Consider the following 12,474-nt stretch of genomic DNA (forward strand, 5'->3'; position numbering starts at 1 on the left):
GCGCCACGATGGGCCATCAGCGGTTGGCACTTCTTGAACCAATACATTGCGAGGGTTGCTATGCGGAAGCTGTCTTATGCATTGTTGGTGGTAAGCGCGTTGGCGGGGGCGTCGTCCGCGGCCTCGGCGCAGGACGCCATCAAGATCGGCGTCATCCAGCCGCTCACCGGGTCGGTGGCCTACAACGGGGTCACCTATGTCAACGGCGCCAAGCTGGCGGTTGAGCGGCGCAATGCTGCCGGCGGGGTGCTGGGCCGGAAAATCGAGCTCATCATCGAAGACGGCCAGTGCAGGCCGGCCAACTCGGTGAACGCTGCCGAGAAGCTCATCGTGCGCGACAAGGTCGCGGCGCTGACCGGCGCATTCTGCAGTTCCGCCACGGCGGCGATCATGCCAGTGGCCGAGAAATACAAGCTGCCCTTGTTGACCGGCGTGTCGTCCAAGGCTGACTTGACGGACAAGGGCCTGCAATACTTCTTCCGGTCGGCCGAGACGGACCGCCTGATGTCCAAGACGTTCAGCAAGATCCTCGCCGAGAAACTCCAGCTGAAAACCGTCGCCTATGTGGGCGTCAACGACGACTGGGGGCGCGGGAGCGTGGAGGATTTCTCCAAAGACTTGACTGCGCTCGGCGTCAAGACCGTGATGAAGGAATATTTCGATCACGGTGCCACCGATTTCTACACCTTGTTGACGCGGCTGCGCGCGGCCAAGCCCGATGGCGTGTTCGTCGCGGCCGAGACGCAAGACGGCTCCATTCTCGTCAAGCAATTCAAGGAGTTCGGCATCCAGACCAAGATCTTCGGCGTGGGCTCGTGGGCGACATCCGATTTCATCGGCCTGACCGGCGACGCCTCCGAGGGGATCTACGCCGCCGTACCCTATGCGTCGAGCATGCCGGGCGAGCTGAACGAAGCGTTCGTCAAGGCATACAGCGCCGCCTATAAGGAAAAGCCTGGCAAATACGGTGCGGCGGGCTACAACGCGCTGAACATCCTGATGGAGGCGATCGAGCGCGCGGGCAACACCCAGGCCGACGCCATCCGGGATGCGTTGCGCAAGACGGATTATGCGGCGCCCAATGGCCGCTTCCGCTTCACCGACAAGGGCGAAGGCTACGGCTTCAACGTCGTGCTGGTCCAAATCCAGGGCCGCGAGCCCAAGGTCGTGGCGCAGGCCCCGACTGAGAAGCCTTGATCGGCCTCACAGCGCGCTGAGCCGGGAGACGAGATGGACGTATTGCCGCAGTTCTTGGTCAATGGGCTGGTGATCGGGTCGTTCTATGCGCTTTCGGCGCTGGGGCTGACCCTCATCCTCGGCCTCATGCGGGTCGTCAACTTTGCCCATGGCGAGCTCTACATGCTGGGCGGTGTCATGGGCTGGTGGGTGACGAACGCCCTGGGGTTGGATTTCCTGACGGGGCTCGCCCTCGTGGCGCTGGTGATGGGAGTGTTCGGCTGGCTCGTGGATCGCGTCTTGATCGAGCGCATTCGCAGCCAGGGCGAGGAACCGGGCATCCTGCTGACGATCGGGCTGTCCATCTTCCTGGCCAATACGGCACTCCTGGTGTTCGGTACCGCACCGCTGAAGGTGGAAGGTCCGGTATCGAGCGGGCCGGTGTTCTTCGGGCCCATCGTCGTCACCAAGATCCGCCTGTTCGCCGTCGCCGTATGTGCGGTGCTCATCCTGGCGGCGTACCTGCTGATACAGAAAACCCGCCTGGGCAGGGCCATGCGCGCCACTTTCCAGGATCCGATGGCCGCGCAGCTGGCCGGCATCAAGACCGCCAATATCTATGCATGCACGTTCGCGCTCGGCACCATCATCGCTTCGATGGCGGGGATGCTGCTGGGGTCCATTTATTCGGCGCAAGTCTCCATCGGCGGCTTGGTCAGCATGAAAGCGTTCGTGGTGGTGATCCTCGGCGGCATGGGGAGCTTTGCCGGCGCGGTGGTGGGAGGGCTGCTCCTGGGCATCGCCGAATCGCTGTGGGGAGGCTATGTGGCCACGGGTTGGGTCGACATCATCGGCTTTGCCATCGTTATTCTCACGCTGGTGTTCCGTCCTTACGGACTGTTCTCCCGGCGTGCCGAGAGGGCTTGACCATGCGATTCGAACGCAATGCACTTCTGGCGACGCTGCTGATCACCGCCCTGCTGCCGCTGGTCATCCGTGACCAGTACCTCTTGCACGTTGCCATCATGGTGTTGTTTTATGCCGTGCTGGCGACCAGCCTCAACCTCATCGTCGGGTACGTCGGGGAGTTTTCATTGGGGCATACCGCGTTCCTGGGAACCGGAGCCTATGCCGCCGCGCTGCTGTCGACCAAGCTCGGCTGGCCCATGTGGGCCACCATTCCCGCCGCGGGCCTGCTGGCGGCATTCATGGGGCTGCTGATCGGCAGCATCACGCTTCGGCTGCAAGGTCCGTTCTTCGTCATCGTGACACTCTCGTTCGCCGAGGTGCTGCGCTTGGTGGCGGACAACTGGGTCGCCTTCACCAACGGGCCCATGGGCATCGCCGGCGTGCCGCAGCCCTCCTTGCTGGCCCAGGCAGGCAACCTCGCGACCAGGCAGTTCTATTTCTACTTGGCATGGGGCGTATTGGCGATCTCGCTATACCTCGCGTATCGCTTCGTTTACTCGAGCGCGGGCCGGGCAGCGGTGGCAGTGCGGGAGAATCGCTACGTGGCGCAATCCGTCGGCATCCGGCCCTTCCGCTATGCCATGCTGGCATTCGTGCTCGGCGCCCTGCTGGCCGGCATGGCGGGTGGCTTTTATGCCCATTACATCTCGTTCGTTGGGCCCGAGGTGTTCCGTTTCGCCTTCATGGTGAGCATGATCATCATGGTGCTAATAGGCGGCAAGGGGACGCTGGTCGGGCCGCTGCTCGGCGCGCTGTTGGTGACCTTCCTGGAGGAATACCTGCGCGAAGCCAAGGAGCTCCGGCTATCGCTGTTCGGCCTCGCAGTCATGGGCATCGTTCTGTTCCTGCCCCGGGGGCTGATGGGTTTTCTCGCGACGCGCCGGGAAGTGCGGCCTACGGCCGCCCCGCCCGTGGCGGTCGCCATCGCGCCTCGGCGCCAAGGAGTCTGACATGGGGACCGTGCATCCGCTCGGCAACGCGCCCTTGCTCGAGGTGCGCGGCGTGAGCAAGAGTTTCGGCGGCATCAAGGCCGTCAAGGACATTAGCTTCCAGGTCCGGGAAGGCGAGATCGTCGGCTTGATTGGCCCGAACGGCGCGGGCAAGACGACTTGTTTCAACCTCATCACGGGCTTTTACACGCCGACGGCAGGGCAGGTGTTCGTCAAGGGGGAGAACGTGACCGGCGCCAAGCCCTACCAGATGGCAAAGAAAGGGGTCGTCCGCAGCTTCCAGAAAACGAACATCCTGAAGTCCCTGTCGGTGTTTGAAAACGTCCTGGCCGGTAGGTACCTGCAGACGCGGCAGGGCTTATGGCGGACGTTTTTTCCCGGCCGCGCCGTGCGCGAGACGGAGCGCGCGGCGCGTGAGGAAGCCGAGCGCATCGTGCATATCATGGGACTGGGCGAGCGCATGAATGCGCCGGCCTACCTGCTCTCCTGCGGGGAGTTGCGCCTGCTGGAGGTGGGCGTGGCGCTGGCGGCCAAGCCTGACCTCCTCATGCTGGATGAGCCCGCAGCGGGCCTGAACAGCCAGGAAGCCTTGGGCCTGGGCCGCATCCTCAAGCAGTTGCGCGGCTCCCACGTGACGTCGATCTTGCTCGTCGAACACAACATGGGGCTGGTCATGAATGTATCGGACCGGGTGGTCGTCATGCACTTCGGAGAGAAACTGGCAGAAGGTGCGCCCGCGGAAGTGCAGCGCAACCCGGCCGTGGTCGAGGCCTACCTGGGCGGAGGGCGTGCGGCATGAGCGACGCGACACCTGCTTTGCCACTGCTTGAACTGGAAGGCCTGCACGTCGGCTATGGCAAGACCGCGGCGCTGCATGGGATCAGCCTGGTCGTGCGGCCAGGCGAAACGGTAGCCCTGATCGGTGCGAACGGCGCAGGCAAGAGCACGACGCTGCGCGCCATCTCCGGCCTGCTCAAGCCCTCCCGCGGCAGTATCCGTTTTCGCGGGGCGGAGATAGGCGGCATGCCGCCGGACCGCATCGTCAAGCTAGGCATCGCGCATTGCCCGGAAGAACGGCATGTCTGGCCTGCCATGACCGTATACGAAAACCTGGTGCTTGGCGCGTACCTCTGCCGTTCGCAGCAAACGGTGCAGGAGCGCGTGGAAAAGGTCTACGCACGCTTTCCCCGGCTGAAGGAACGCCACGGCCAGCTGGCCGGCACCTTGAGCGGCGGCGAGCAGCAGATGCTGGCGATCGGGCGCGCGCTCATGTCCGAGCCCGTTTTGCTGCTCCTGGACGAGCCGAGCCTGGGGCTCAGCCCCAAGATGGCGGCGGAAGTGTTCGACGTAGTGGGCGAGATCAACCGGCACGGCGTGACCGTCTTGCTGGTCGAGCAGAACGTGCACAACGCATTGCAGGCGGCCTCTCGCGCCTATGTGTTCGAAACCGGGCGCATCGTCGCGGAAAGGGAGGCCGCCGGGCTCTTGGAGGATCCGGAGTTGCTGACCGCCTATCTGGGAGGGTGAGCAGCGACGGCCAAGCCATGGGCCGGGTATCGGGCATTATTAATTTGTTGATTAATTATTTAACGGAGGCGGCTTCTGCCGCACCCGTTGCGAGAAGGGAGAAGCTGTATGAGTCGTCCTCTACGCGTAGGCATCGTGGGTGGCGGGATCGGAGGCGTGGCGCTATCCCGTGCGTTGACGTTGCGCGGCATCGAACATCATGTGTTCGAGCGGGCGCCGGCCTTCGGCGAAGTCGGCGCAGGCGTACAGATCACGCCTAACGCGGTCAAAGTGCTCAAGGCGCTGGGCCTGGGAGACGATCTGAAGCGGGTCGGCTTTCTTCCGAACGCCATGGTCGGGCGCAATTGGCGCTCCGGCCGCGAGCTGTTCCGGACGCCGCTCAAGGATAGCTGCCCGCAGATTTACGGGGCGGAGTTCTATCACGTGCACCGGGCCGACGTGCATGCCATCCTGTCGCAGCACTTGCAAGACGGCAAGGGCGCGACGCTCGGTACCCAGTGCACGGGCGTGCGCACGGAAGGCAACGTCGCAGTAGCGTCTTTCGCGGACGGCACCGAGTACGAGGCGGACCTCATCGTGGGCGCCGACGGCGTGCGCTCCATCGTGCGCGATGCGCTGTTCGGCGCCGAGGCGGCCCGCTTCACCGGACACATGTGCTGGCGTGCGCTGGTGCCCGTGGATCACCATCCGCTCAAGTTCGTGCGGCCCGACGCGGCGTTCTGGATGGGGCCGCATGGCCACATTGTGACGTACTACGTCAATTGCGGCGCGTCGGTGAACATCGTCGCCGTCAGCGAAACGAACACCTGGGTGGAAGAGTCCTGGAACGTGCGCAGCAGCCGCGAAGAGCTGATGAAAGCGTACGAAGGCTGGCATCCCGACATCATCGAGCTCTTTAGCCGCACGCAGGACGTCTACAAGTGGGGCCTGTTCGACCGGGACCCGATGCCGAAGTGGTCAAAAGGGCGCGTGACCCTGCTCGGCGATGCAGCCCACCCGATGCTGCCTTTCTTGTCACAAGGGGCCGCGATGGCGATCGAGGACGGCTACGTGCTTGCCGCCGCGCTGGAGCATTACCGCGGCGACGTGCCGGCTGCCCTCGATGCGTACGAGGCGGAGCGGCGACCGCGGACCAGCCGGGTGCAGCTCGAGGCACGCGAACGGGGCAGGACCTATCACCTGCCTTCGCCGTGGGCGCAGTTCAAGCGCGACCTCCTGTATCGCTGGCGCGAGCTGCTCAATCCCAACGCGGTGGGCATCCAGGCCAACTGGGTCTACGTCTACGACGCGACGAGCTGCACGGAGCGCTTCAACCGCCAGGCGATGGCGGCGTGAGCGGAGGCCTGCTGACATGAAAACGAACTACCGCATCGGCCAAATCGTCCCGAGCTCGAATACGACGATGGAAACCGAGATTCCGGCCATGCTCCGACTGCGTGAGCAGGTCCGGCCCGAACGGTTCACTTTCCATTCGGCACGCATGCGCATGAAGCACGTGACCAAGGAAGAGCTGGCCGCCATGGACGCCGAGTCCGATCGCTGCGCGCTGGAGCTGAGCGATGCCCGCGTCGACGTGCTGGGCTATGCGTGCCTGGTGGCCATCATGGCCATGGGTAATGGCTACCACCGGGAGTCCGAGGCGCGCTTGCGCCGGTGCACGCGCGAGAACGGAGGCGAGGCGCCGGTGGTCACGAGTGCGGGCGCGCTCGTCGATGGGTTGCGTGTGCTAGGAGCCCGGCGCATCGCCTTGGTGGCGCCGTACATGGTGCCGCTGACCAAGCTGGTGATCGGCTACATCGAGAACGAAGGCATCGAAGTCGTGCAATGGCGTGCGCTCGAAATTCCCGACAACCTGGAGGTGGGCAGGCATGATCCCTCCCGGCTGCCCGGGATCGTCGCATCGATGGACACTTCCGGCGTCGATGCCATCGTGCTGTCGGCCTGCGTGCAAATGCCTTCGCTGCCCGTGATTGCGCGAGTCGAAGCCCGGGCGGGCAAGCCCGTCGTGACGGCATCGGTCGCCACGACCTACGCGATGCTCAAGGCGCTGGGGTTGGAGCGGATCGTGCCCGGGGCCGGCGCACTCTTGTCGGGCGCATATTAAGGAGGTGCGCATGAGCAGTACGTATCTTTATGGCGCCAATGTGCGCGCCAATGGAATCCGGCAGCATTACCTGCGTTTCGGGGGCAAGGGGCGGCCGCTCGTGCTGGTGCCCGGCATCACCAGCCCGGCGGTAACGTGGGCCTTTGTGGCCGAGAGGCTGGGGCGGCAGTTCGACACCTATGTGCTGGACGTCAGGGGCCGGGGCCTGTCGGAAACCGCGCCGGGCATGGACTACAGCCTGGAAGCGTGCGCGGCCGACGTGGGGGCGTTTGCGCAAGCCCTCGGGCTGCAAGACTACTTCTTGGTCGGGCATTCCATGGGGGCGCGCATTGGCGCCATCGTGGCCGCCCATCATGCCGAAGGGTTGGCGCGGCTGGTGATGGTCGATCCGCCGGTCTCTGGGCCGGGGCGGCGTCCCTATCCGGCCAAGATCGACTGGTATGTGGATTCCATCCGCCTCATGCGCGAGGGCAATGGATGGGAAAAGCTCAAGCCCTTCTCGCCGACCTGGACCGAAGCGCAATTGCGGCTTCGCGCCGAGTGGCTGCATACCTGCGACGAAGAGGCGGTGGTGTGCGCGTATCACGCCTTCGGCACGCAAGACATGCATGCCGACTTGCCTTCGATCAAGGTTCCCACCTTGCTCATGGTTGCAGGCAAAGGTGGCGTCATCGAGCCTGCGGACATCGAAGAGATCAAGGGCCTCATCCCGCAGCTGGAGGTGCATGTCGTGCCCGAGGCGGGACACATGATCCCTTGGGACGACGAAGAAGGATTCTTCAAGGGTTTCGGCAATTTCCTGGGAACCCCCGTTTAGCGAGGTAGCAACCATGGCTGTCAGCGATTCCGATCTCATCCAGGCGTGGACCAGGGTCTTGACCCTCTCCCGCTTGAAGCGCGGCGACGTCGTGACCGTACTGACCACCGAAGGCGTGACGCATCCCCAGACCTTGCGTTGTGCCATGACCGCGGTTGGCCTGATGGGCGCGCGCGCCAACCGGCTCGATCTATCACCGGTCAACGGCGACAAGTCGCTGAGCCGGGATTCCCTTGCCTACCTGGGCACCACGCCGCTCAGCGGCAACCGGGCGGCCATCGCGGCGCTCAAGGCCAGTGACCTGGTAATCGACCTGATGACGCTGCTGTTTTCGCCGGAGCAGCACGACATACTCCAGGGCGGCGGAAAAATTTTGTTGGCGGTCGAGCCGCCCGAGATCCTGCTGCGGATGGTGCCCACCGAGGAGGACAAGCAGCGCGTGCTGGCATGCGCCGCCCTGCTCGAAGGAGCGCGCGAGATGCGCGTGCGCTCGGCCGCAGGCACCGACCTGGTGTGCCCGCTCGGCGAATTCCCCGTGATGAAGGAGTACGGCTTCGTCGACGAGCCTGGGCGGTGGGACCACTGGCCGAGCGGCTTTGCGCTCACCTGGCCCAACGAGGGTGCCACCCAGGGCCGCATCGTCGTGGACCGTGGCGACATCCTGCTGCCGATGAAGTCGTACGTGAACGATCCCATCGTGATGGAAGTGAAAGACGGCTACGTGACCTCCATCAGCGGTGGCGTGGACGCAGAGCTACTCAAGGACTACATGAGTTCCTTCGGCGATCCGGAAGCCTATGCCATGTCGCACATCGGCTGGGGCGCCCAGGAGCGCGCGCGTTGGTCGACGCTGGGCCTGTACGATCGCGAGGCCACGATAGGCATGGACGCGCGCGCCTATGCGGGCAACTTCCTGTTCTCGCTGGGGCCCAATAACGAAGTGGGCGGCTCGCGGACCACGGCCTGCCACATGGACATTCCGCTGCGAGGCTGCACCGTGACGCTCGACGGGCGCGAGGTCGTGCGCGAAGGGCGCTTGTTGAACGAGTGCCTGGCCACGCCGGAGGTTGCATGACGGCCGGCCGCGGGGACGACGTCGCGGTGTATGCCCGCCAGGGCTTTGGCGCGGGCCTGCAGCTCGAGCCGCCCTTTGGCCTGCTCATCGTCGACTTCGTCAACGGGTTCGCCGATCCCGAGCTATTCGGGGGCGGCAATATCCCCGATGCGATCGCGGCCACGCAACCTCTGCTGGACGTGGTGCGTGAAAGGAACTGGCCCGTCGCGCATACCCGCATCGTTTACGCTGACGATGGCGCCGATGCGAATGTCTTTTCTGCCAAAGTGCCGGGATTGCTGAGGCTGACGGAGGACGCGCATGCCAGTGCGATCGTGCCGCAGCTGGCGCCGCAGGCCGGCGAGCTGGTCGTGCGCAAGAACGTGCCGTCGGCCTTCTTCGGCACGTCGCTCGCGCCATGGCTGACGCAGCGGGGGGTGCGTACGCTGCTGATCGCCGGCTGCGTCACCAGCGGCTGCGTGCGAGCCAGCGTGGTCGATGCCATGTGCTGGGGCTTTCGGCCCGTCGTGGTGGCCGATTGCGTCGGCGATCGCGCATTGGGCCCGCACGAGGCGAGCCTGTTCGACATGGCGCAGAAATACGCCGAGGTGCTCGATCGCGCAGCATTGATGCGGCGGCTATAGGCCGGCAGGCGCCCACCTACGGCCGCCGGGGCGCGGCCCGGGCGCCACTACGGCGCCAGCATGCCGCCTGTCACGAAGCGGGTGACCTGGTCGATGAGGCTATCGGTGTCGTCCGGGTCGTAGAGCCCGGGCGGCGCCATTTCTTCCATCCGGTGGGTATCAGAGAACGCGTACAAATACGTGCCCACCATTAGCGTGACGCGCCAGTAGGCATCCAGTTCCGGCAGCTTCGGCAGGGCCTGGCGCAATGCATCGACGTACATGCGCGTCGAACTTCCATAGGCGTCGGTGCGTAGCTTGTACGAGATCTGAGGCGGCTCGGTGTGCAGGCGCGCCTGCAAGCGCAGGAACGCGCGACCTTCGGGCGTTGAGCGGAAAGCCAGCGTGGGCAGCAGAAAAGCCTGCACGATGTCCCGTACCTTGAGCTTGCCGGGCTTGGCCCGGAGCCGGGCCAGGTTCTCGATGCGCTGCTGCGAAATGATCTGGCTGCGGCGCATGAATACCGCCTCGAACAATCCGAATTTCGATCCGAAGTAGTAGTTGATCAACGCCTGGGTGACGTTGGCCTTGGCGGCTACCTCCCGTAGCGTCGTGCCTGCATAGCCCAGATTGGCAAAGAGTACTTCGGCTGCATCGAGAATGTCGTCCCTGACGACGCTCTGGCCTTCGGGCCTGCCTGGCCCCTTTTGGCCGGCCTTGCGCCTGGTTGTGGCGGCGGGGATGCCCCGTCGGCCGCTGACCAATTTCATAATCGGCTGTTTAATTATTTATCGCGAAGCCTCCATCCTAAGGCTTTTCGGGGCGGGGGGCTATGTCTTTGCCCCCCATGTTCGCGCGGCGATGACCGCTTCACGCTCAGGCGGCGCCCTACGAGTCCTCGCTTGTCGTGGTGGGCTGCTTGCCTCGGGATGGAGGCGGCCGGCGTTAGGCCGTGGCGCCCGACGCGCGAATCACGTCGCCCCACTTCTTGCTTTCCAATTCGATCCGGCGCGCATATTCGGCGGCTTCGCCCAGCAGTGGCTCGGCGCCTTCTATGCCAAGCTTGGATTGGAACTCCGGCGTGGAGGCAGCCTTCAGTATTTCTCCGCCGAGCTGCGAAACGACTTCCTGCGGCACCCCCTTGGGGGCGAGGATGCCGTAGGTCAGCGTGCTTTCGAAGTTGGCCAGCGCCGGTACGCCGGACTCCGCAATCGTCGGCACGTCGGGCAGCAGCTTCATGCGCTTGGCGCTCGTGACGGCCAGCGCACGCAGTTTGCCGGCCTTGACCAACGACATGGCCGCGGGGATGACGCTGAAGCTGAAATGGACTTGTCCGCCTGCCACGTCCGCCAGCGCCGGCGCAGTGCCCTTATACGGTGCATGCACGGCACGAGCACCGAGCGCATGCAGGAACATTTCCCCGGTCAGGTGATTGCCCGTGCCCGAGCCGCTGGAGGCGTAGCTCATGTCTGCGCCCTTTTGCAGGGCTTCGGCCAGCTGTGCGACGTTCTGGATGGGCGAAGAGGCCGGCACCACCAGCAACAGCGCCGAAGACGCAAACATGGCCACCGGCTGCAGGTCGGTGGATGCGTTGAACCTGAGGTTCTTGTAGAGCGAGGGGTTGATGGAGATGGTTCCGGTATGCCCCAGCAGGAAGATGTTGCTGTCGGGCGCGGCGCGCACGACGTATTCGGTCCCCAGGTTGCCTCCGGCCCCGGGCTTGTTCTCGACGATCACGTCTTTCTTGAACATGTCGTTGAGGCTGTGGGCGAGCTGCCGGGCGAACACGTCGTTGCCGCCGCCGGGGGCGAACGGCACGACGATGCGCATCACGGGCTTGCGGGCCTGCGCCCGGGCCGGCGAGGACGCAAGGGCGGCCAGGCTCGCGGACGAAGCGGCCAGGAGCAGCGTGCGGCGGGTCGAAGAGGATGGCTTGTGAGTCATGTTGTCCCCATTTGTTGAAAATCAGTAAGGACGCCTTATCCGAGCGTGGATTCCAGCGCCAACAGGTGTTCGATGGTTTCGCGTGCGCGCACCACGTGGTAATGATCGCCGTCAACCATGACTTCGGCCGCGCGCGGGCGCGTGTTGTAGTTGCTCGCCATGACCATGCCGTACGCGCCGGCCGACTCGACGGCGAGGTAGTCGCCTTCGCGCACTGCAAGCTCCCGGTCCTTGGCCAGCCAGTCGCCGCTTTCGCAGACCGGGCCCACGACGTCGTAGACAGCCGTCGACGCGTCGGCGCGCGGTGCGACCGCCAGCACGCCATGGTAGGCGTCATACAGCGTCGGCCGGATCAGGTCGGTCATGGCAGCGTCGACGATCAGGAAGTTTTTGGCGGCGGTGGGTTTCAGGTATTCCACCTGGGTCACCAATATCCCGGCGTTGCCGACGAGGGACCGGCCCGGCTCGAGCACGATCTGGCGCGAGCCGTAGCCACGCGCGTCGATGCGCTCGAAGACTTGGCTGAGCAATTGCGAGGGCGCGAGCGCCGTTTCGTCGGCATAGCGGATGCCCAGGCCCCCGCCTAGGTCGAGGTGCTCGACGTGGATGCCGTCGGCCGCCAGGGCATCGAGCAGGTCCAGCAGCTTGTCGAGCGCGTCGAGGAAGGGCGCCGTCTCGGTGATCTGCGAGCCGATGTGGCAGTCGACCCCGACCACTTCGATGCCGGGCAGAGAGGCCGCGGTGAGATAGGCGGCGCGCGCCTCTTCGATCGCGATGCCGAATTTGTTCTCTTTCAGTCCGGTCGAGATGTAGGGATGCGTCTTCGGGTCTACGTCGGGATTGACGCGCAGCGACACCGGCGCGCGTTTGCCCATGGCATGCGCGACTTGCGATAAGCGGTGCAATTCGGGCACCGATTCGACGTTGAAGCACTTCACGCGGGCCTCGAGCGCAAGCCGCATCTCTGCCGCCTGTTTGCCGACTCCCGAGAAGACCACTTTGCCCGGATCGCCGCCCGCGGCAAGAACACGCTGCAGCTCGCCGGCGGACACGATGTCGAAGCCGGCGCCCAGGCGAGCGAACTCCCGCAGCACGGCCAGGTTCGAATTGGCCTTCATGCCGTAGCACACCAGCACGTCGCGCCCACCGATGCCTTCCCGGTAGGCTTCGTAGGCGGCGCGCAGCGCGGCGCGGGAGTAGACATAAAGCGGCGTGCCGAGCCGCTCGGCCAGAAGGGCAACGGACACGCCTTCCGCATGCAGGACGCCGTCGCGGTAGGCAAAGTGGGGGCTGCCGACGGGGGGCGGCAG

General features: G+C 64.9%; 13 protein-coding genes. 10 read left to right on the forward strand and 3 right to left on the reverse strand.

The window, feature by feature from the left end:
- Positions 1-60 precede the first annotated feature (60 nt).
- The 10 genes from IRZ12_RS10405 to IRZ12_RS10450 all read left to right on the forward strand — a co-directional run bounded on the left by IRZ12_RS10405 (position 61) and on the right by IRZ12_RS10450 (position 9,241).
- Complete coding sequence (locus tag IRZ12_RS10405; RefSeq protein ID WP_296468078.1) at positions 61-1,197, forward strand: ABC transporter substrate-binding protein; 1,137 nt, start codon at positions 61-63, stop codon at positions 1,195-1,197.
- 33 nt (positions 1,198-1,230) lie between these two features.
- Positions 1,231-2,103 carry a branched-chain amino acid ABC transporter permease gene (locus IRZ12_RS10410; protein WP_296468079.1) on the forward strand — a complete coding sequence of 291 codons (873 nt, stop codon included), beginning with the start codon at positions 1,231-1,233 and terminating at the stop codon, positions 2,101-2,103.
- Positions 2,104-2,105: 2 nt separating this feature from the next.
- Positions 2,106-3,095 (forward strand): branched-chain amino acid ABC transporter permease, encoded by a 990-nt coding sequence (locus tag IRZ12_RS10415; protein ID WP_296468081.1) that lies wholly within the window; start codon positions 2,106-2,108, stop codon positions 3,093-3,095.
- 1 nt (position 3,096) lies between these two features.
- Positions 3,097-3,894 (forward strand): ABC transporter ATP-binding protein, encoded by a 798-nt coding sequence (locus IRZ12_RS10420; protein ID WP_296468082.1) that lies wholly within the window; start codon positions 3,097-3,099, stop codon positions 3,892-3,894.
- 23 nt (positions 3,895-3,917) lie between these two features.
- A complete protein-coding gene (locus IRZ12_RS10425; RefSeq protein WP_296468095.1) occupies positions 3,918-4,622 on the forward strand; it encodes an ABC transporter ATP-binding protein in 705 nt (234 codons plus the stop codon).
- 108 nt (positions 4,623-4,730) lie between these two features.
- Entirely contained in the window at positions 4,731-5,957 is a 1,227-nt protein-coding gene (locus tag IRZ12_RS10430; protein WP_296468084.1) for an FAD-dependent monooxygenase, read from the forward strand.
- A 16-nt stretch (positions 5,958-5,973) separates the two neighbouring features.
- Entirely contained in the window at positions 5,974-6,726 is a 753-nt protein-coding gene (locus IRZ12_RS10435; RefSeq protein ID WP_296468086.1) for an Asp/Glu racemase, read from the forward strand.
- Between the two features lie 10 nt (positions 6,727-6,736).
- Positions 6,737-7,543 (forward strand): alpha/beta hydrolase, encoded by an 807-nt coding sequence (locus tag IRZ12_RS10440; protein ID WP_296468087.1) that lies wholly within the window; start codon positions 6,737-6,739, stop codon positions 7,541-7,543.
- Positions 7,544-7,556: 13 nt separating this feature from the next.
- Positions 7,557-8,618, forward strand: a complete 1,062-nt coding sequence (locus tag IRZ12_RS10445) for a 2,5-dihydroxypyridine 5,6-dioxygenase (protein WP_296468089.1) — start codon at positions 7,557-7,559, stop codon at positions 8,616-8,618.
- Positions 8,615-9,241, forward strand: coding sequence for an isochorismatase family protein (locus tag IRZ12_RS10450; RefSeq protein ID WP_296468090.1), 627 nt, complete (start codon positions 8,615-8,617; stop codon positions 9,239-9,241). The genes IRZ12_RS10445 and IRZ12_RS10450 overlap by 4 nt, the downstream gene beginning before the upstream one ends.
- Positions 9,242-9,288: 47 nt before the next feature.
- Here IRZ12_RS10450 and IRZ12_RS10455 read toward each other — a convergent pair whose 3' ends face one another.
- The 3 genes from IRZ12_RS10455 to lysA all read right to left on the reverse strand — a co-directional run bounded on the left by IRZ12_RS10455 (position 9,289) and on the right by lysA (position 12,474).
- On the reverse strand, positions 9,289-9,990 hold the full coding sequence (locus IRZ12_RS10455; protein ID WP_296468091.1) for a TetR/AcrR family transcriptional regulator: 702 nt from the start codon (positions 9,988-9,990) through the stop codon (positions 9,289-9,291).
- Between the two features lie 175 nt (positions 9,991-10,165).
- Positions 10,166-11,164, reverse strand: coding sequence for a tripartite tricarboxylate transporter substrate binding protein (locus IRZ12_RS10460; protein WP_296468092.1), 999 nt, complete (start codon positions 11,162-11,164; stop codon positions 10,166-10,168).
- Between the two features lie 35 nt (positions 11,165-11,199).
- The gene (gene lysA, locus IRZ12_RS10465; RefSeq protein ID WP_296468093.1) at positions 11,200-12,474 is read right to left on the reverse strand and encodes a diaminopimelate decarboxylase; all 1,275 of its coding nucleotides are present in this window, start codon (positions 12,472-12,474) and stop codon (positions 11,200-11,202) included.

Origin of the sequence: Pigmentiphaga sp., assembly GCF_019689535.1 — a bacterium.
GTDB lineage: Bacteria > Pseudomonadota > Gammaproteobacteria > Burkholderiales > Burkholderiaceae_B > Pigmentiphaga.